This is a genomic window from Pseudoduganella aquatica (assembly GCF_009857595.1).
In the GTDB taxonomy this organism is placed as follows: Bacteria; Pseudomonadota; Gammaproteobacteria; order Burkholderiales; family Burkholderiaceae_D; genus Rugamonas; species Rugamonas aquatica_A.
The window spans coordinates 22,134-42,731 of sequence record NZ_WWCU01000028.1; the positions used below are offsets into that span (position 1 = coordinate 22,134).

At 54.9% G+C, this 20,598-nt stretch carries 15 protein-coding genes, 1 tRNA gene and 1 pseudogene; 9 read left to right on the forward strand and 8 right to left on the reverse strand.

Going from position 1 to position 20,598, the window contains the following annotated elements:
• The 3 genes from GTP77_RS21125 to dkgB are packed head-to-tail and all read right to left on the reverse strand — an operon-like array spanning position 1 to position 3,037.
• Positions 1-1,227 carry an FAD-dependent monooxygenase gene (locus tag GTP77_RS21125; protein ID WP_161074129.1) on the reverse strand — a complete coding sequence of 409 codons (1,227 nt, stop codon included), beginning with the start codon at positions 1,225-1,227 and terminating at the stop codon, positions 1-3.
• Positions 1,228-1,271: 44 nt separating this feature from the next.
• A complete protein-coding gene (locus GTP77_RS21130) occupies positions 1,272-2,222 on the reverse strand; it encodes a TIGR03571 family LLM class oxidoreductase (RefSeq protein WP_161074130.1) in 951 nt (316 codons plus the stop codon).
• Between the two features lie 2 nt (positions 2,223-2,224).
• Complete coding sequence (dkgB, locus tag GTP77_RS21135; RefSeq protein ID WP_161074131.1) at positions 2,225-3,037, reverse strand: 2,5-didehydrogluconate reductase DkgB; 813 nt, start codon at positions 3,035-3,037, stop codon at positions 2,225-2,227.
• A 161-nt stretch (positions 3,038-3,198) separates the two neighbouring features.
• Between dkgB and GTP77_RS21140 the strand changes: the two genes are divergently transcribed.
• The 3 genes from GTP77_RS21140 (at position 3,199) to GTP77_RS21150 (ending at position 5,064) form a co-directional block, all read left to right on the forward strand.
• Positions 3,199-3,274 (forward strand) — tRNA-Phe (locus GTP77_RS21140).
• Positions 3,275-3,954: 680 nt separating this feature from the next.
• Positions 3,955-4,188 carry a hypothetical protein gene (locus tag GTP77_RS21145; RefSeq protein ID WP_161074132.1) on the forward strand — a complete coding sequence of 78 codons (234 nt, stop codon included), beginning with the start codon at positions 3,955-3,957 and terminating at the stop codon, positions 4,186-4,188.
• 462 nt (positions 4,189-4,650) lie between these two features.
• Complete coding sequence (locus GTP77_RS21150) at positions 4,651-5,064, forward strand: hypothetical protein (protein WP_161074133.1); 414 nt, start codon at positions 4,651-4,653, stop codon at positions 5,062-5,064.
• A 151-nt stretch (positions 5,065-5,215) separates the two neighbouring features.
• Here GTP77_RS21150 and GTP77_RS21155 read toward each other — a convergent pair whose 3' ends face one another.
• From GTP77_RS21155 to GTP77_RS21175, 5 genes are read right to left on the reverse strand one after another with little or no spacing between them, the layout of a single operon-like run.
• The gene (locus tag GTP77_RS21155; RefSeq protein WP_161074134.1) at positions 5,216-8,290 is read right to left on the reverse strand and encodes a type III restriction-modification system endonuclease; all 3,075 of its coding nucleotides are present in this window, start codon (positions 8,288-8,290) and stop codon (positions 5,216-5,218) included.
• A gap of 13 nt (positions 8,291-8,303) precedes the next feature.
• Positions 8,304-10,172 (reverse strand): site-specific DNA-methyltransferase, encoded by a 1,869-nt coding sequence (locus tag GTP77_RS21160; RefSeq protein ID WP_161074135.1) that lies wholly within the window; start codon positions 10,170-10,172, stop codon positions 8,304-8,306.
• A gap of 24 nt (positions 10,173-10,196) precedes the next feature.
• Positions 10,197-10,886, reverse strand: coding sequence for a DUF4391 domain-containing protein (locus tag GTP77_RS21165; protein WP_161074136.1), 690 nt, complete (start codon positions 10,884-10,886; stop codon positions 10,197-10,199).
• Positions 10,883-14,173, reverse strand: coding sequence for a helicase-related protein (locus GTP77_RS21170; RefSeq protein WP_161074137.1), 3,291 nt, complete (start codon positions 14,171-14,173; stop codon positions 10,883-10,885). Before GTP77_RS21170 ends, GTP77_RS21165 begins: the two co-directional genes overlap by 4 nt.
• Positions 14,160-14,360, reverse strand: a complete 201-nt coding sequence (locus tag GTP77_RS21175) for a hypothetical protein (protein ID WP_161074138.1) — start codon at positions 14,358-14,360, stop codon at positions 14,160-14,162. The genes GTP77_RS21170 and GTP77_RS21175 overlap by 14 nt, the downstream gene beginning before the upstream one ends.
• 403 nt (positions 14,361-14,763) lie before the next feature.
• Here GTP77_RS21175 and GTP77_RS21180 point away from each other — a divergent pair, with 403 nt between their 5' ends.
• The 6 genes and pseudogenes from GTP77_RS21180 (at position 14,764) to GTP77_RS21205 (ending at position 20,589) form a co-directional block, all read left to right on the forward strand.
• A complete protein-coding gene (locus GTP77_RS21180) occupies positions 14,764-15,396 on the forward strand; it encodes a hypothetical protein (protein ID WP_161074139.1) in 633 nt (210 codons plus the stop codon).
• Positions 15,397-15,489: 93 nt separating this feature from the next.
• Positions 15,490-15,645 carry a hypothetical protein gene (locus tag GTP77_RS21185; protein WP_161074140.1) on the forward strand — a complete coding sequence of 52 codons (156 nt, stop codon included), beginning with the start codon at positions 15,490-15,492 and terminating at the stop codon, positions 15,643-15,645.
• A gap of 25 nt (positions 15,646-15,670) precedes the next feature.
• Entirely contained in the window at positions 15,671-16,210 is a 540-nt protein-coding gene (locus GTP77_RS21190; protein ID WP_161074141.1) for a hypothetical protein, read from the forward strand.
• A 6-nt stretch (positions 16,211-16,216) separates the two neighbouring features.
• Positions 16,217-17,074 (forward strand): radical SAM protein, encoded by an 858-nt coding sequence (locus GTP77_RS21195; RefSeq protein ID WP_161074142.1) that lies wholly within the window; start codon positions 16,217-16,219, stop codon positions 17,072-17,074.
• 68 nt (positions 17,075-17,142) lie between these two features.
• Positions 17,143-18,713 (forward strand): annotated as a pseudogene (locus GTP77_RS21200) (IS3 family transposase).
• Positions 18,714-19,263: 550 nt separating this feature from the next.
• Complete coding sequence (locus GTP77_RS21205; protein WP_223149373.1) at positions 19,264-20,589, forward strand: serine hydrolase domain-containing protein; 1,326 nt, start codon at positions 19,264-19,266, stop codon at positions 20,587-20,589.
• Positions 20,590-20,598 lie beyond the last annotated feature (9 nt).

The window sequence follows — 20,598 nt, forward strand, 5'->3', positions numbered from 1 at the left end:
TCATTGCTTACCAAGCGCGTGGGAAATCAGCCGGCGCTTCAAGCCCGGCAATTTGTCCAGCAAGTTTAATCCCAAATTGCGCACAACGCGCAAAGGCTCCAGATCGGCGCCGAACAAACGGTCCAGGCCATCGGTGGCCAGCTGCATCAGCATCACCTCCTCCTTGCGCGCGCGGGCGTAGCGCGCCAGCACGCGTTCGTCGCCCATGCTGCGGTGCGGCTCGCGCGCATTCACCGCGCGCACCAGCTGCTCCACGTCCGCAAAGCCCAGGTTCATGCCGTGGCCGGCCAAAGGATGCACCACGTGCGCCGCGTCGCCCACCAGCGCCACGCGCTGCGCCACCATGGCGTGCGGGCGCATCAGCCGCAACGGGAAGCCGCGCACCATTTCCGGCTGCACCGGGGTGAGCTTGCCCAGCTTCTCCTGCGCGTACACCGCGAGCCGGTCCGCCAGTTGCTGCGCCGATTCATCTCGCAAGCGGTCGGCCAGCGCCTCCGGCGCGGACCACACCAGCGACACCAGATTGCCCGGCAGCGGCAGCAGCGCCACGATGCCGTCCGCGCCGGTGAACCACTGCTGCGCCGCGCCGTGGTGCGGCCGCTCGCAATGGAAATTGGCCACGATGGCGTGCTGGCCGTAAGAGCGGTAGTCCATGCCGATGTCGCACTGGCCGCGCACCCAGGACTCGGCGCCGTCCGCGCCCACCACCAGCTCGGCGCGGATGGCCGAGCCATCCTCCAGCCGCACGCTGATGTCGTCCGCGCCGCGCAGCAGGCCGATGGCGCGGCCGCTGACGGTGGTGACGTTGCTGGCGAAGCGCAGCGCCGCGTCCAGCGCCTGGTTCAGATTGCGGTCCTCGACGATCCAGGCCAGCGTGCCGGTGTGGGCGCCGTAGGAGTCGAACGCCAGGCCGCCAGGCTGGCCGCCGTCGCCGTTGACCAGCATGGCGTCCACCGGCGCCACGCGCTCGGCATCCAGCGCACCCCATACCTTCAGGGACGACAGCAAGTTGTTCGCGGTGTGGTTCAGCGCATAAACGCGCACGTCCCAGCTGGCCTGCACGGCCGGCTGGGACGGGGATGGGGACGACGGAGGGCACAGCAAAGTGACGCTCTGCCCGGCCTGGGCGAATCCGAGCGCCGCCGTCTTGGCGATGGCGCCGTTGCCAACGATGCAAATATCGCTTTCAACAACGCGCTGCAAGGAGGGGGAAGTTGGGCTATTCATCCGGCCATTATAGCGGCGGCGGCCTCTGCGCGGGCGCCGCCGCCCTACGCCGCCAGCGGCTGGGCGGGGCCGTGGAAGCGCGGCAGCACAAACTCGGCGATTTCCTGCATCGCCTCGGCCACTGGGCGCTGGTTCTGGCGCAAATGCAGACCCATATGCTGCACCCCGGCCGCCTGCAGCGCCTCCAGTTCCAGCAGCAGCCCCTTGCGGCCCACACGGCCGCCAAAGCGGTGGTAGCGCATCGGCGCGTCCGGGTCTTCCGCCAGGTCCAGGTGGAAGAAGCTGATGTAAGGCTTGTCCGGCCCCGCCACCGCGCGCCAGGCTGCCGCGCGGCGCTGGTGGTCGTGCGGCATGCCGGGATAAGCCAGGCAGCCGTCCATGTGCGCCCCCACCCACTCCGGCGTCTGCTGCGCCAGCCCGGCCACCAGCAGCGGCACCCGCATCTGCGCGGGACGCGGCAGCAGCGCCACACCGGGCGGCAGCGCCGCAGCGCCCCAGTCGTGCACCATGGCCACCTGCTCGCGGAAGGCCGCGCCACGCGTATCGAAGTCGCGGCCGAAGACCGGATACTCCACCGGCCGGTCCCCGCTGGCCACGCCCAGCAGCAAGCGTCCGCCGCTCAGCTGGTCCACGCTGGCGGCCGACTTCAGGGTCAGCACCGGCTCGCGCAGCGGCAGCACCACGGCCGCCGTGCCCAGCAAGATCTCCTGCGTCACGCCGGCCAGGTAGCCGAGATAAGTAAAGGCCTCGAACACCTGCGCCGCGTCGCCAAAGGCCGGATCGTACAGCGGCACGTCGCGCACCCACAGGGCACGGTAGCCCAGCCGGTCGGCCAGCTTCGCCAGTTCCGCGTGGCGCCGCATGTCCGGCTCGCCCGGCACGCGCGCGGAGGCCCGATTCGCCGCCTGCCCCGCCATGGTCCAGTCGTTATCCAGCGGCAGTTCCAGCCCTACGCTGAAACCGCCCTGCTTCAGCTTATCCAGTGCGGAGTCCATGATTAATCCCACTGCGGCGCAATGCCGTCCGGATTGGCGATGCGCTCGTTGCGGTCCAGCGTGGCGATGGCGGCCATATCCTCGGCAGTCAGCACCAGTCCGCGCGCGGCCAGGTTGCTCTTCAAATTGGCGGGGCTGGTGGACGACGGGATCACCGCAAAGCCCTGCTGCAGCGACCAGGCCAGCGCCACCTGCGCCGGCGTGGCGTTGTGGCGGCGCGCGATGTCCACGATAAGCGGCTCCTGCATCACCTTGCCGTAGGCCAGCGGCATGTAGGCGGTCAGGTGGATGCCCTGGCTGCGCGCGTACTCCAACGCCTTGCGGTTCTGCAGGAAGGGATGGATTTCAATCTGCTGCGTGGCGATCTGCGCCGCGCCGACCGCGTCCACAGCCTGCCGCAAATGCGCGACGGTGAAGTTGGACACGCCGATCTGCCGGGCCAGCCCCTGCTCCTTGGCTTCGGCCAGCGCCCCCATATATTCAGCCACCGGCACCGCATCGCCCGGCGACGGCCAATGGATCAGCGCCAGATCCAGCTGTTGCAGGCGCAGCTTGCGCAGGCTTTCCTTCAAACTGGGAATCAGCTTGCCGGCTTCCAGGCTGTCGATCCAGACCTTGGTGGTGACAAACAGCTCGCCGCGCGGCACGCCACTGTCGGCCATGGCCTGGCCCACTTCCGCTTCGTTGCCGTAGATTTGCGCCGTATCGATATGGCGGTAGCCCGCTGCCAGGCCGTTGCGCACCGAGTCGATAACGATCTGGCCTTGCAGGCGGAAGGTGCCGAGGCCGATGGCGGGGATGGTGGTGTGAGACATGAGGTTTTCCTTTCAGGTTGATGGCTCACACTATGCGCTCACCCTTTGTTGAGAAAAACCCCAGAAACCTCAAAAAATATTTGCCCTCAAGTCAAAGAAAGCCATGCCGATCCAAAAAGCCCCTTGCATGTAGAAAATGATCTGCTATAGTTCTGCACCTTGGCCTGGTAGCTCAGTTGGTAGAGCAGAGGATTGAAAATCCTTGTGTCGGTGGTTCGATTCCGCCCCGGGCCACCAAGAACATACCTCGCGAAACGCCGATCCATGCAGATCGGCGTTTTTGTTTCCGGAACAGGAAGTCCTCGTGTCCGGTCTATTTCCGTTCACCCTTGATCATTGCCATCCGTTGAGCGTCGAGCAGATCTCTCACTTTGTAGCGCTCGGCCTACAATTTTGAATACCAAGAAACATTTTCAAAAATAACAAAAATAGTTATTGCAAATACATCATTCATGGTGGTAGTGTTGCCTACGCACCCCAAATCATTTCGGGGAAAACCGAAGTCTCTTTCTACGGTCATTTTCCGCGATAAATTGGTCAGCTGTGCGCTCTTGCCACTCTATCTTCTGCAGCTAACTGCGCATAAAATTATGAAAAAGATATTTCTAGCATTGCTATTTTTTGCTTCATCTTTTGCTTACGCAGCTGGAGAGTATTGCACGTCTTCTATATCCAACTGCCAAGCTGGAGATATCATTGTAGTGGGCGGTGATGATATACCAAGATATTGTGACTTTAGCCAAGCCATTGTTTCGATTAGAGTTGTCCACAACAAAGTTGAAAAGAATGGGACATCAATCTCGATAAATATTGTTTCGTGCGTTTACACGGGAAATGATAGGAAAAAGTAAACTTCTTAGTATGGACTGCATAAATGGAAGTCAATTTATAGTAGTAACAAAAATAGGAGAAATATCGTGGATGATGGGAAATTTCAAGAGGCTGTAAATGCTGCGATTAATGCGGCGCAACGGGTCATGTTTGATGCTGGGGTAACGGACTTGGTTGTCCACCAGCTTGGATTTTCGAAAGTGGCAGATATTAAAGCAGGAAAAAAAGACTTGAAAGTGGATGTCGTTTTTGGATGCCCATGCTGGGATTGCACTCAAGGTGGCGGGCCATGCATCTGCAACGGCCCAGCATGTCATTGAGGGGGGGTAAGTATGGTGACTAGTACTCTTTAACACCGAATATCTATTGAAGCGGTATCAAAGAAGAGAATACTAGAGACCATCCTTGAAAATCCTTGTGTCGGTGGTTCGATTCCGCCCCGGGCCACCAAGAATAAAAAGTGAAAACGCCGACCCATGCTGGTCGGCGTTCGTTCTATCCTTACGCTCACGCAGTCCTCCGGTCCATTCCCGGCTCGCGCCTCGCCACGCCCCGCTACCGACCTAATCGTCCAAGTGTCCGGCGCGCCCCCTCGCATCGCAGAGCTGATTACGGCCGACCAAATCGTCCAAACGACCATCTTCTATTCTGTCTCGTAGGTCCGAAGGAGGCGTTCACTCGGCCATTCCATGCAAACTAAGTCTAAGTCATTGCAACAACGGCTACACTAATCTAATACTCTACCGTTTTCACCTTGCAAATCTGAATAAGGACGACTCACTATGAACTGGGATCTAACATTCTCACAATTCAAGATTTATGGGCCTGACCATCCAGAAAATATTGATTTTGATAATACTTTTCCTAACGGAGCGTTTATCGCTTTTCTGCCAGTGTTAAGCTTGCCGCAAACCATCAACGCAGGCAGAGTTTTCCTTGATAAAGATGAAATATTGAAAAATGTGAGCGGAGCAAAATGGGAACGCCTAAAAGTTCATGTCTCTAACGATGGTAAGCTGAGCCCTCCGTGGGGGCTGCTTAATAATACAGATAAACTTACAATTCCACAGGGATGTCATAGGTTTCATTATGCGATTCTAAATGACATTGAGATGCTTCCTGTGGTCGTAAATGCGCCGGATGCCTTATTCCTCAAGGAGAAATTCCAAATAACGATCCAAGCAATGGCGGCTTAGTTCCACTAAACTCGACCAAATCGTCCAATCGCCCATCATCTGCCAATATTCTACACATGGGGGCTCGATCAATAAAACAATGGCTCACGCAAATTTTCCGCGTAAGCCATTCCGTTTCAGCTCCGGCCCGAACCAAGACACTATTTTTTCCCTATTTCACCAGCTCCATTAGTTTCCCGAAGTTATTCACCACGTCATAGCGTACATTCTCAGGCGCATACCGTTTGTTAATCTCGGTAAAGAATTTCCGGGCACAGTCGATTTTCGTTTGCTCGATAGGCGTGAGGCTCATTGATGACATTGAACCCTTTGTTTCAGCCACGAAGTAGACGTGTTTGACGGCACCTTCCTTAAACGAAATTGCCCAGTCCGGATTGTAATCGCCTACGGGCGTAGGGATTAGGAAGCCGCGAGGTAGCTTGGCGTAGACGATCACATCAGTGCAGGTATCCAGTTCCTTAACGAAATCACGTTCGACGTTGGAGTCTGTCAACACATAGTCGTAAATGTGGCGCTGGAGCTTATTTCCGGCTTTGCTAAAGTCCTGCTTGGTCTGTCCGGAGGTGAAGATGTCCAGGTCAAACTTATCTTCGACAGGATCATAGGCCAGGTGCTCGATAATCACTGTGGCCTTCTGCTCATTGATCAGCCGATTCGCTTCCGCAATGAAATTCTCAGGATTGGTCTTGAACTGCCCAAAAACTGCCATGTTTATTCCACGCAGGATGTCCGCCACGGTTCGCCGCGTTAACTGCGTACCCTCGGCCAACTTCCCGATCAAATCATACTTCACCGCTGAATGGATGGAATTGCCATTCGTTTCAACAATCGAATCCTGAAGAACGAAAGCTGTTCCATCTTTGAGCCCGTCAATCGTCACCTGTGAGGACTGAGAGCCGCGCTGGATGGTGTACTGCAAAGGCGTCACACGTAAATGCTCATCCAAGGCTTTGACTGCTTTGGTGACAAGCTCATCTGAGTCGAAGTGCACATTGTAGGCAGCCTTTCGGTTAATCCTAGACCAAAGCGCTTTGAATTCTTGCTTCTCAAAGTTGGCGTTGGGCTCCAGCTTCTTCGCCTTTCGACCATCTTCCGGCTGCACAATCTGGGCTTCGGTAAATACACTGTCGATCAGCTCGAAAACCTGCTCTGCATGGGGCTGCAACTCGTCCGGCAATGCTTCCAATGTACCGGCCTTCTTGGCCTGATGATACTTCTCAGTGATATTGCGCTTCTTATCAACGTAGCCATTCTGAATCAGATAGAACTCAATGTCCGTAGCCCGGTCTTCGGAAACCGTAATCGGGCCATCCGTAGTGTTGAACACCTTGCCAGTGAAGTACGCCTTGTCTGCCACACGCGGGCGAGCCGACAGCGATTCGCTAATGTCCTTTTGCAGGGCCGCAACGAAGTCCTTGTAGCTTTCGCTCGCGACCACGGTCAGAACGTTGATGTCGTGAACGATGGATGGATGATCCATCCGGTCGCCAAGCTGGTTCACCGAAAGACGAAGACCCCGACCAACTTCCTGCCGACGAGAAATTGTGTTGTCACTGTGCTTTAGGGCACAGATGACAAACACGTTCGGGTTATCCCAGCCTTCACGGAGGGCTGAATGCGAGAAGATGAAGCGTACCGGCTCGCTAAGGGATAGCAGGCGCTCCTTGTCCTTCAGTATCAGGTCATAGGCGTCAACATCGTCGGCCTCGGTGGCCTTCTTTCCCATTTCCGGGTCAACCAGTTTCTTGGTCCTCTTGTCGATCGAGAAATAGCCACTGTGGGTTTTCTCGACGGCAATGCCCTTTAGGTGCTTGATATAGAGCGTTTCATCCAGGTCAAGCACTTCGTTCAGGTAGAACTGATATTCTTCTTCGAACACGCGCGCGTACTCCCCCTTTTCATCGGCTGCGCTGTAGTCGCGGTACTTTGCAACCTCGTCGATGAAAAATAGCGTCAGCACTTTGACGCCTTGCTGGAACAAAGCCTGCTCCTTGTCGAAGTGGGCTTTGATCGCCTCTCTGATCTGTATGCGGCGAAGCGCAGCTTCGTTAACGTCGCCATCAGCTTCGCCTACCAATAGCTCGACGCCGTTGGTGAAGCTCAGGGTATCGGTGATGGCGTTAATGTCTGACACCACATAACCCCGATATTGATCCAGTTCGTTCGACAACACGAAAAGGTTATCCCCCTTGGACAACTTGCGTACCACACGCTTGATCTGGCCGCTAGCGAGCTTCAGCTCGAACTCGACGCGCGCCTCGGGTGGCTTCTTGGTGGAAACGTCGACGCTCTGTAGGTAGAGGTAGGCATTGGTGCCCGCTAAGCCCTTGACTGAGATGCCACGCACCGCAATCTTCTTGACCAGCTTCTGATTATAGGCGTCCAGCGCGTCCAGGCGGTGAATCTTGTTGTGCGTGGTCTTGTGCGTGGCGGAGTAACGCAAGACCATCAATGGCTTGAAATTAACCAGCGAATCCAGCGTCTTGCCGCCTTCCATCTTCTGTGGTTCGTCTAGGATGAGGATGGGACGATTAGCGCTGATCACATCAATCGGCTTGCGTGACTGGAAGTCGTCCAGCTCCTCATAGATGCGGCGAGCATCCTTCCCCGTCGCATTGAAGGCCTGAACGTTAATAACCATGACGTTGATGCCCGCATCGGACGAAAAACTCTCCAGATGGTGCAGCGCTTTGGAGTTGTAGATGAAGAAACGGGCCTTCTTCTGGTACGTCTCCAGAAAATGATCTGACGTAATTTCCAACGACTTGGCGACGCCTTCACGGATGGCGATGCTAGGTACGACGATGATAAACTTGCTCCAACCATACTGCTTGTTCAGCTCGAAGATCGACTTGATGTAGCAATAGGTCTTGCCCGTGCCAGTTTCCATCTCGATGTCGAGATTAACCTTGCTCACCTTGGTTTTTACCAATTCGGAAGACACCGGCAGGTTCTGCAAACGCTGCACCTGCTGGATGTTGTCCAGCAGTGCAGATTCAGACAAAATCACATCGGCGTTGCGGAATGCGGCCTCCTGGTCTACGACCGTGCCTACATCCGCCTCCAAATCGAAGGCGGACTGAGGGCTAGCAGGTGCTTCTTTCTTCTCGCCTGGATCAAGGCGATAGCGAACCCCGCCATACTGCGGCGTTTGCCCATTGAAGCAAGCCACCACAGCCTGAACGGCAGCGGTCTGGTAGGGTTGAGTCTTGAATTTCAGTTTCATCACCCCGCCCCCTTTAGATGCACTTCACTTCGGTGGAAGGTGATAACAACTTGAAAATCTGTTCGACGTTGATCTTGACAGCACTGTCCTTGAAGCCCGCATCGCGAAACACCACACGTAGGGGTTGATGCTTCGCGAGTTCCTTGACGAAGCTTTCATCGATGCCGCTATGTGCATCGAAGCATGCGACCAATGCATTGCCATCTACGAAAAAGACTTCCTTACCTTGGATGGTCTGCTGGGAAATAGGCAAGGCCAAATCCACTCCCCAATCCAGCATCACTTGGAAAAGTAAATCATCCGCAGTTCGATCATTTTTAATGTTGTCCACGAATAGATCTAAATTCGCCTTATCGAATCCATCAGGCACATAATAAATGTCGGCCATGTTCGATGTATCGATCTTCAGAACCCGGAAGCCAACGTCTTTTTTTATCAAGCCACCACTAGCTTCTTTTAGTAGCGCCTTTCCAGAGCGCCGAATTCTCTCTTTGCTAATTTCTGCGATATTTCTGTACCCAGCTTTCATGGCATCGGATTTCTCATCACATGGCTCAGGCAACTGCACAAGAATAAATCTAACAGATTTCCCGGTTTCGATAGAATAGGAGATTGCGGCGTCGGCTGTAGTTGCTGACCCAGCAAAAAAGTCCATAACAATATCCCCATTACCAGGCTGAACAAGATCCATCATGTACTTTATTAACTTCACTGGCTTAGGAGTTGGAAAAACGTCCTCCGGAATTAATTTAATGAGTTCATATTTAGCTTGTCTGTTATGCCCAGTTTTTTCCAGATCAATCCAAAGCGTGGACGGAGGAAGTCCCTCCATGTCCGCCAAATACGTTCTTCTGCGGATGGATCTTTCATCACTAGTAAATCGGATTTCACCAGATGCAATTCTTTCTTGCATAGCCTCTTTCGACCATCTCCACCCATTTTTCGGTGGCGAGATCACGTTGCCGCTGGGAGAGATCAAGTCATAAATCAAATTTTCTCTATAATTTGGCGAATTGAGAGGATTACCGTCAAAATACGCACCTCGTGGATCATTGTCGGGGTTCTTAAAGTGGCCTCTTTTTGAATCGTCGGATAACTTATGAGGCTGCCAGTTTGGGTTTTTTGCGTAAATAAGCGTGTGATTATGGTCAATTGAAAATCTCTTGGCGTCGTTGTTACTATTATCCTTTGATCGCCAAACCGCATTTGCAATAAAGCATGACTCGCCGAAAACCTCATCACAGATTTTTTTTAGATTCGCTTGCTCCCCGTCATCAATGCTAATGAAGATGACACCGTCATCCGAGAGTAAATTTTTCGCTAGCCTTAATCTCGGATAAAGCATCGACATCCAATCAGAGTGAAATCGACCGCTCGCTTCAGTGTTAACAGTTAACCTATTGCCAGCCTCATCCTTCTGGTTTGATCGAACTAGAAAATCATCGGCGCTTTCTGAAAAATCGTCCTCATACACGAAGTCTTTTCCGGTGTTGTAAGGAGGATCAATATAGATCATCCTGACCTTTCCGAGATAGGTTTCCTGTAATAATTTTAATGCCTCTAAGTTATCGCCCTCGATAAATATGTTATTTGTAGCATCAAAATCTACGCTTTCACTACGGCATGGGCGTAACGTTTTGGCAATGGGAGCGTTGGCAGTAAGTAAAGCCTCTCTTTTTCCTGGCCAACTCAGCTGGTAGCGTTCCTGCGGCCCCTCGGTAATCGACTCTGAAAGCTCTTGGCGCAACTGGTCGAAGTCCACAGCAAGCCTAACGTTCCCGTTTGCTCCCTTGGTTTCGGTCACACAACCCGGAAACAGATCTCGAATGCGAGCGACGTTGTCTTGCGTTAGGTTGGGAGAATGCATTTTCAGTTTTTCCATATTCAAATTTTGGGCCACATACGTTCAGTGGCTCAGCTCCTCAAGTTCGTTGTTCAGTTGGCGCAAAGTAGCGTTAATTTCCACTTTGCGGTTGAATTGCTTTTCCTTCGCCAGCTTGGCACGGATTTTCTCGATTTCACGCTGCTTGGCCCGCACGCCCTCCAAGCGCTCAACCAAGGCAGTAAAGCCCTCATGGGCACGGGGAGCCAGTGGAATCAGCCGCTGTAGCAAGGCTTCGTAGAGCCCGCCAAGATCCAGGACTACAGGCATGTCGCCGCGTTCAATGTCGGCAGGTATCCACGCAGTCGAAAAATAGTCGCTGACGACCCACTTACTAGCGTCTGCTTCGCTGGGGCGCTTGTGGGCGGCGATGACCTTGATTTTGCCCTCGTGCTCTAGCTCGAACACGATGGGAAATTGCACGGCTCCATCGATGCACTTCAGTACGTCGATGGACAGCTCTGCCGTCTTCAGAGTGACTCTGAAAACCTGTACTTCTGGGACGCCCGGCTTGGCCGGCAGATTTATAGTTTCTGGAGCAAGTTTGTAAAGCCACACGATCTGCTCGACCTGTTCTACGAACAGGTCTTTTAGGCGCGTGTTGGCCCCTGCGTGTGCGTAGATTTTGGTCTTGGGCAGGATGCGCCCATAGGTGGCCTGCTTAGGGTACTTGAGCAGAGTTGAATGCTTGGCCGAGGTCGCAACTCCGCTCATCCGCCCCCCTGAATTACGAGGAAAGTGATAAGTTCGAAGTCATCCAGGCCGCTAATGGTGTTGGTTAGCGCAGTGGTCTTGCCTCGGCTAAACAGGCTATCTAGGTCCTTTTCTTCCTTAACCTCGATCATGGAGCGAATAGTCTTGCTCAGCAATTCGGAGTAGAGCTGCATGTTCCTTCCGTCGCTTGTCTCCTTATTGAAGGATTGACATGCGATGGAGATCGGCTCTGGCTGTCCCTTGCAGCCACTACGCACGAGGTCCAGCAGACGCTTGACCTCGCTGTGATCACTTATGACCTCGCCCTTTTGTCCAATGTAGACAAGGTAATAAGGGTGCAGCCGGTTGTGTTGGTTGACGTTGACCTCAGGGTTGCGGTTGCGTAGGGTGAAGATCACCCCTGGCTCCAAGCCTAAGCTGGCGTTGGCGGACACGACGGCATGCATACCGTTAGGCGCATGGTTGGGTTCGCCGTATGTCTTCACGTAGTTGAGTAAGTCCATGCGGAAGTCATTAAGCCCGAGGTCGGTGATCGACACACCTGTTTTCAGGTCCTCCAGTTCGATCACTTCTTCCTGCAAGCGGCGCAGCTGCTCTTTGCGGTAGCTAACATCATTGGCTTGTGCAGATAGTACGTTGTCGTCGCCGGTGGCCGTGACGTCTGCAATCATCATCCGGCTCTCAACTCGCTCTTTTAGGTTGATGTACTCGTCGAGTGAGATGTCGGGCCAATAGTTCACCAACTGGATGCTGGCGTTGGGCGAGCCGATCCGATCAACGCGTCCGAATCGCTGAATGATGCGGACCGGGTTCCAGTGAATGTCGTAGTTGATGAGGTAGTCGCAGTCCTGGAGGTTTTGGCCTTCGGAAATGCAGTCTGTGCCGATCAGCAGATCGATCTCAGCGGGCTCTTGGGGCAGCACCTGCGCCTTCGACTTGGAGCGCGGCGAGAACAACGTCAGCAGCTCTTGGAAGTCGTAGTTCTTCTTGAGCGTGGACTTGGGCGACCCAGTGCCGGTGACCTTAGCGCTATGGAGTTGCTGCTGTGCCAGCAACTCCGGCGCAAGATTGGCATAGAGGTAATCGGCGGTGTCAGCGAAGGCCGTGAAGATGATGATCTTCTTGTTGCCCGGATTGATCGGGTTGACGATCTTTGCAAGCACGTGGGCCTTAAGGTGCTGAAGCTTGGCGTCGTCCTCTGGTGTGACCTTGTTCATCGAAGCCAGCAAGCCATCGATGATCTCCAGATCGACACTGAGATCGTGCTCCCAAGAGGGTAGGTCCATATCGGCTAGGCTGATTTTGACCTTGCCGCCGATCTCACCACCGTTCAGCATCGACAAATCATCATCTTCGGCGTCGAGGTTTTCCAGTACTTCGGAAAGATCGGCAACGTCTAGCCCACCGCCGCCTTCGTTGAAGCGGCGGATGGTCGCCAGCGTGTTGACATGATTCCCACGCAGCGCATGCAAGGTCAGCCTGAAGGACTCTATCGAGCTCTCCAGGCGCTTGAGCAGGTTCGTGGTCATCAGCGCTTGGAGGCCCTTCTCGCGTCCATATAGGCTGAGATTCTCTTTCTGGTCGCCCGATTGTGCGTTGTGGAGCTCGATGTACTTCTTTAATCGGCTTTGAAGGATGTAGGCTACTGGCGTGTAGACGCATAACTTCAGCAAGGAGAGCTGCTCGAAGATCTCGTTGAAGCCTAGTACGTCCGAGCGCTGCGTCAGCGGGGAATGGAAAGAGAGTGGCTTGCGGCGCTCTGGAAAACGCCCAATGTCCTTCGTATCGTAAAACGTCTGAATGTGCTTCCGGGAGCGCGCAATGGTCACGCTGTCCAGCAACTCGAAGAAATCGAAGTCGAGCGAATCCAAAATCGCACGAGCGGTGCGCTCCTCTGGCGCTAACTTCGACCACAAGGTGAAAGCGGCCTGTGCACCACGGAAGATCTCTTCCACACTCTTGCTGGTCTTAAGCTTCTTGCTGAGACTTTCGGAGTCACCCTCGTAGGCCAAGGCCAGCTGATTGCGAAGATCGGCAAAGCGGTTGTTGACCGGAGTGGCGGAGAGCATCAGCACTTTGGTCTTCACGCCCTCCTTGATGACCTTATTCATCAGCTTCTGATAGCGCGTCTCCTTGTCCTTGTAGGCATCGTTGTTGCGGAAGTTGTGCGATTCGTCGATGACTACTAGATCGTAGTTACCCCAATTGATACGGTTTAACGGTGTGCCAAATGACTCACCGCTGGTACGGCTGAGATCCGTGTGGCACAGAACGTCGTAATTGAATCGATCCTTGGCGAAGATATTGGTCTTAAGGTTGCGGTTGTAGTTGAGCCAGTTGTCCGCTAGCTTCTTGGGACAGAGGACCAAGACGGAACGGTTCCGCAGCTCATAGTACTTAATCACTGCCAGCGCGGTAAAGGTCTTGCCCAAGCCGACACTATCGGCGAGGATGCAGCCGCTGTAAGTCTCTAGCTTGTTGATAATGCCGGTGGCCGCGTCCTTCTGGTAGTTGAAGAGCTTTTGCCAAATCAACGTATCTTGGTAGCCAGTGCGATCATTAGGCAAAACGTCTTCATCAATATCATCAAGGAACTCACTGAAGATGTTGTAGAGCATCAGGAAGTAGATGCTCTCCGGGGAATTCTCTTGGTAGACCGAGGCAATGTGGTCGCAAATTTCCTGCGTGACGTCCTCCAGCTTTTCAGGATCGCTCCAAATCTGCTCGAACAAACTAAGGTACGTGGCCGCAAAGGCCGGCTCGTCCATCTTGTTGACGAGGTTCGACACTGCGTTACCCGGCTGGTAACCCAAATCAACCGCCGTGAAACCGTGCAGCGGCATGTAAGCGGTGCCACCGCTCTCGCCCGTGATGTCACCGGGAGTCTGAACACAGGCGAATTGCTGCATAGGAGCTCTAGTCCGGTTGCTCTTGAAACGAGCCTTCCGTCGCATCCAGTCAGCACACTCTTTAGCGATCGCACGCTGGGTCAGCTGATTTCGCAGCTGGATTTCGAACTCACTGCCGTAAAGACTGCGTTCACGGTCCATCTTTGGTATGTGAAATTCTCGACGCTCCTTGCGAATTTTGTCGGTTACTTCATTGGCAATAAAAGTCGGCGATGTAAAGATGAAGGTCATCTCTTCGATCTTCTCCAATTCCGCCTTCAGGGCTTCAAATGCGTACATGGAAAAGCAGGATGCGGCGATCTTCACGCGCGCCCCCGGCTTGAGGTTTTGCTTCAGGTCATCACCGAGGAGGCGACTGATGTTGTCAATGAGTTCCATTGGCTACCTTTTGTTTCTTCTGTTCCTCAGCTCCCGCTACCAGGCCATGCTCGTGTGCGTACTTCAGAATCAGGACCTCAACCATCGATGCAATCGAGCGGTGTTCCTTTTCTGCTGCGATTCGCAAAAGTTGTTTGACCTCCGCCGAAGTTCGAATCGAGAGAGTTTCGTCTTTAAGACGTTTCATAAAAGCATCCTGATACCAAATGTGCTGCAAATGTACTGCGTTTTTGTCTTTTTGACCAGCATTAGTTGTGTTGCAGCGTCCCTGTAGTCAACAGGCAGGAGAGGCGCAACTCTGAAAGCGTAAATAAACCTAGGAATGCCGCGCTGGGTCACCAAACTGGCTACGCGCGGACTGCCGCTTCGACCTTGGCACTTTGCAAACGTCAAGGAGGAACTATCTCGTTCATGGGCGAGTTTCGGACATTTCAGTTTTATATAGCTGCGGAGTTCGCAGATTTGCTCAGCCTTGCGAATCTGCTGCAGTTTCCTGCATATATCATTTTGATGGTTGTCTCCGACCAAACCCCGGCCTCAACAGGTCTTGGCATTCTTATTTATGACTACACAGCAAAGGCACACCTTCAATGACGAACATGACGGCCAACCCAACTTGGCAATGGTCCGGCAAGTGGTATCGCGGCACAACCAACTCCCAGCGCATGAAGCGCCTGAAATTCGGCATTGCGTCCGTAGGCATTCTGCTCGCTTCGATGTCAAACCCAGTACTTGCGGCGCAGGACTGCGGCGCCTATATCCCCGCCATCAACAGGCAGTTGGCTAGCTATTTGGCTACTGTCGGCCCCCGTGGGATGAAAAACGTAAGCCTGGATGAATTCGGGAACGCGGTAGATCCAATGTGGGGCCGACCGATCGTGAAGCTCGACACCTACGTCTTGCCAGATGCGATCAGCAAGAAGCTCTCCTACCGCTTCACCGACGCCGCCACCAAAGGCGTGCGCACCGCCAACGGACGCACGGTGTGCTCCTTCAACTACGAAGCCAATGACGGTTTCAAGACGGAAAAAGGCTACGCCAACTTCGATGTTGAGCCATCGTCGAAGACAACCGAGATAATTATGTTCGTCAGCCCCGGAGAGGCAAAAAGTGGCATCAAGTTCACGCCGGAGGGCTTCGCCCAGATGATCATCAATTCGGCCATACGCAAATCTCTGGCGAGCGACCCTCAATACAAAGGGAAGTTCAATGTGGTCTTCTAACCCTAAAGGATAGGGCCAAGGCCCCATCAAGAAAGCCCACTAAAGCCCGAATGGATTCCGCCATTCGGGCTTTTTCTATTACCGAGGCACCGAATGAAGAAAACGAATCTGCCCCTCACCATCATCCCCCAACAAATCGCCATTCACAAAGCAGTACGCGCAATCGGTTCCAGCGCCCGGGGTAAGCCAACCAAACCCAAGCGCATCACCACACTCGACCTCAATATCTCACTGAAATACCGCCGCTAGTACTCCCCTACAGAAAGGAATTTCCATGAACGCAAAGGCCACTAAACCGAACAGCGACAGTTCCGAACAAGTCGCAGGAGCAGCAGACAGCATCAGCGTGCCGTACTGGTTGCTCAAGGAAGGACGGTGCAAGAAGCTCGGCAAGCATGCCGAAGGCGGCATCAAGTACCAGATTCTCGCAAGCGACGACAGGACGTCCCTGTACATCCGCATTACTGAGAATGAGGGCGGCGGCTACTTCAGCAAGGAACTCGTCCCATTCGACCGAATCGTCCAGTGCATTGAGAAGTGCGAGGCCGGGATGCCATTCCCATCCAAAACGCTGGCAGCGGCCTATGCCTCTCGCTCTTCGAATAACTCGGGCTTCATCGCAGCGGTCCTGCGCAAAGAGGTCGTACTCGATGCCGCAAAAGATGTCGAAACTCAGCACGTTGTCGCGGTAGAACCCTCCATCTGGAAGAGTGCCACCTTATCTTCGCAAGGCACAAAAATCGAGATCACGACTCCGCTCGCCACATCCTCCGATTCCACCAAGAAGACGCTTTCTTTACCCGTCAAAACCTAATCCCACATGCAAAACGCCCCCAACCATTCGATTCTCATAAACTGGAAGAAGCATGGCTTCGGCTGCGCGAAGACCTGCACCTACTGCTCGTGGAGGGGATCGCCGCATCTTCCACACGGCGCTCAAGAGCAGGATGCCGTATCCAAGTTCATCGATCAATGTAATAAATCGTTTATAACGATTAGCGGTGGCGCTGACCCGCTCTACAAGCTCGATGAGAACCGTAGCGCCTTGCTGAGCATGATAGACACCATCAAGGCACACGGCCTTCACACCCGCATCATCACGCGTGAGGTGGCGGCCATCGCTAGCCTGAAAGGCCATGTACAGCAGGTGTCGATCTCGCTCGATCAGGAGGTGATGAGCGAGATCGAGCGCTACCGTTCCGAATGGCGCTACTTGGAAGTGGAGTACTCTTTGGTCCTGCCCCCAGTGCCACAAGCGACGCTACAGCGGTTGATGCCGCAGTACGCACACCTCCAGCGCAAGCTGGGTGGTCGGCTACTGCTTCGTGAGAATCTGAATAGCCTGTTCCCCGTTGTTCCCGCAGCTCTCACTTCGGGCCATCGTGGATTGGTCTTCGTGCCGAAGAAGTTGTGTTTGCAAAGCCGGTACTTGCTGACGCGAGAATTCTGGGGCCACGAAATCATCCAGGATGCCCAGCCGCTAATGCGGCGCCTCATGTCCTGTCAAGACGCCTACCTGTTCGGAGGCGTTGTGAAGCACCTGTTGGCCCCTGAAATACACACCGAGATTCAGGACATTGACCTCATCGCCACAAGCGACGAGGTCATGACATTGCTGGAAGAGCCCCCTGTGTCAGACTACTTGTCGGGTAATTCAATCGGTTTGATTGAAACTTGACCAAGGGTCTGGCGCAGCGCGAAATGCAGTTGCCGCCTCGGAATCGACATCTCTCCACCGAGGCAGGAATGACAGCAAGACATACAGAAGCATTTATCGAACAGGCATTGGTCAAGGCGTTTTCACGCGGCTCGCGCACCATCATGTCAGTGGCTGAGGAACTCAATCTCAGCCACCATACGTTAAGATCTTGGATGAAGAAAAAATCCCTATCGACACCGGTCTCGGCGAAGGCGGCGGAAAAACGCCCGCAGGACTGGACAGCGCAAGAGCAGCTCGCGGCCTTGCGGGAAACCCATGGCATGACGACCGAGGAAGTGCAAGCATGGTGCCGGGCACGCGGCCTGTTTGCCCACCATTTAACGAGCTGGGAAGCGGCGTTCTGCGCCGGCGCCAAGGAGCCAGCGCCGAGCGCCCGCGAGCTGCGCGGCCTGAAGGACGAGTTGACCAAGCTCAAGCGCGAAGTGGGACGCAAAGACAAGGCATTGGCTGAGGCGGCGGCGCTGTTGGTGCTGCAAAAAAAGTTCCGGGCGCTGTGGGAGGACGAGGAAAAATGACCGCGCTTCCACAGCGCCAGAGCGTGATGGCATTGGTGGCCGAGGCGGTCGTTGCCGGCGCGCGCCAAGAGCAAGCGTGCGCGGCCATTGACTTGAGCGAACGCACCCTGCAGCGCTGGCAAGAGGACGCGCGGGCAGCGCGGGGCGACCGCCGGCCGGCGCGGGTTCAGCACCCTGTGAACGCGCTGAGCGAGCTTGAGCGTGAACACCTGCTGGTGGTCGTCAACTCGAAGGAGTTCGGCCATTTGCCGCCAAGTCAAATCGTGCCCAGGTTGGCTGATCGCGGCGAGTATTTGGCCTCGGAGTCGACCATCTACCGCTTGCTGAAACGGAATGGCCAGCTGGTTCATCGGCGTGCCGAGAAGCCGTCCAAGCCCAGGGCTAAGCCGCGCGCGCTGAGCGCGACGGGACCGAACCAGTTGTTCAGTTGGGATATCACCTACTTGCCGAGTTCGCTCAGGGGCAGCTATTTTTATCTGTACCTGTTCATGGACATCTTCAGTCGGAAAATCGTCGGTTGGCAGGTCTATGACGCCGAGTGCAGTGCGCTGGCAGGAGCGGTAATGCGCGACATCTGCACGCGCGAACGAATCGCGCCAGAGCAGGTGGTGCTGCATTCGGACAACGGCGCCCCAATGAAGGGGGCTACCATGCTGGCCACGTTGCAGGCGCTGGGCGTGGTGCCCTCGTTCAGCCGCCCGGCCGTGAGCAATGACAACCCGTTCTCCGAGGCCTTGTTCAAGACGATGAAGTACCGCCCGGCCTACCCGGCGCGACCGTTCACCGACCTGATGAACGCGCGCCAGTGGGTGGGTTCCTTCGTCCATTGGTACAACGCCGAACACCGACACAGCGCCATCGGATTCGTCACGCCAGAGCAGCGCCATGCCGGGCTCGATGCCGCGCTGCTGCGCGAGCGAACCGCCGTCTACGAGGCCGCAAAGGCCTTGCATCCCAACCGCTGGAGCGGCGAGGTACGCAACTGGGAACCGGTCGAGACCGTGCATCTGAACCCAGAGAAAGGACACTCATTGAAGAGCGAAAAGGAGGCGGAACCACTGACACTGAAACAAGCAGCTTGAACCAATCAAATTAGGCGACAACTAGCTTGAAAATTTCCGCTATCATCTATAGAAGGAAGCATCAGGGTACTTGGATACCGGAACATCAGCCCGGCAACGGGCAAGCTCAATTTACCTGGCGATCTTCAATCCAAAACATCATCGAGCTTCCTTACTACATAGGAAATCCTTGATCGACAGAAATCGCAGCGTTGGCGCAAGCGCGGCGCTCGTCTTGAAAATCCTTGTGTCGGTGGTTCGATTCCGCCCCGGGCCACCAAGAACATCGTTCACGCAACGCCCACTCATGCAGGTGGGCGTTTTTGTTTCTGGAACGTTTGTGAAACTCGCCATCCGCGCGCCCGCCCCATCCCCGCCTATCGCCAACATTGGACATCCTGTCCAGCCCACATGCATCCCGTCGTTTATCCCCCGCCCTGCATTTTCGACAATGTTACATTGCCGTGGCTTCAAAAAATTCACCAAGGTTTATCGGCCAAACCGAATAGGAGATCCAAAGATGCGGTTCTTACCTGCGATATGCATATTGTTCAGTTTCTGTGGCGTCGCCATGGGTGCACCGGGCAAGGTTGAACGCATCGACGCGTTGATCGCGGGCGCTCATGCGCGTGGCGTTTTTAACGGCGTCGTGCTGGTGGCGCAACGCGGGACGCCGATTTATCAGCGTGCCATTGGTTTCGACAGCGCAACGCGCACCCGACAACTCAGCATGGAATCCCGCTTTCCGATTGGCTCGATCACCAAGGAGTTCAATGCAGCGGGCATCATGTTCCTGGTCGAGGCGGGAAAACTCGATCTCGATGCGCCTATTGCCCAGCTGCTCCCGGAACTGCCCGCATGGGCTCAGCAGATCAGGCTCATCGACCTGTTGCGCTACACCAGCGGACTTCCCCGCATGCATGAAGCGACGGACGAGCAATTCTTTCTGAAACTAAAGGAAATAAAGGCGCTGGCGTTTCCACCCGGCCAGGGCTACATCTACAGCAACGCCAACGTATTCCTTCAACAAAAGGTGATCGAACGCGTCAGCGGAACAAGCTATATGAACTTTCTGCGCTCCACACTATTGGCGCGAAGCGGCAGCCAGTTCGCGACACCCGACGGCACAGTATTGGCGCCGCCGATGGCGGGCTCGTTCGACAACGATGGGAAAGACACGACGTTCAGCCAGGGCGGCGAAACGCTCTACCTGTCCGCGCACGACCTATACCGTTGGGTATCAGCGCTGCATGCCGGAAAAATCATCAGCCTTGCGTCGCTGCGCCGCTTGGCCGATCGATACGATGCGAATAGCGAGTCAAGCTTGGGGATGGCGGAGTTCGATGCCCAAGGCATCCGTTTGCACCGCCACGACGGCTCAGGGAATAACTACGAGGCAGTAGCCAACTATCTTGGCACCAACGACACCACCATCCTCTTGCTGTCCAATAATCAGAACTTCAAGCTAGGTGAGCTATCGGCGGCGATAGCCGCCATCCTTGACGAGCAGCCATACCAGATACCGAAAAAATCCATCTATCTGGATATTCGCGGGAAGCTGGAACGCCAGTTCGATGAGGGGGTGGCGTTTTATCGTGACCTGAAAACGAACAAATCGGAACACTACGACTTTGCAGCGGAAACCGGCGACCTCGTCAGAACGGCGAACTACCTGATGCGGCGCGAACGCTTTGCTGACGCGATCAGCATACTGCACCTGAGCCTTGCGGCGGGAGACAGCAACAAGCAAGAACAGTCGGGGATCTACGAGTTGCTTGCCACCTGCCATTCCAGCATCAAACAATATGCGATGGCCTCGCTCTACCTGAACCGGGCACTCACGCTCGATCCCGCCAACACGCGCGCAACCCAAGCCTTGGCCAGGTTGCCCAAATAGAGAGTGCCT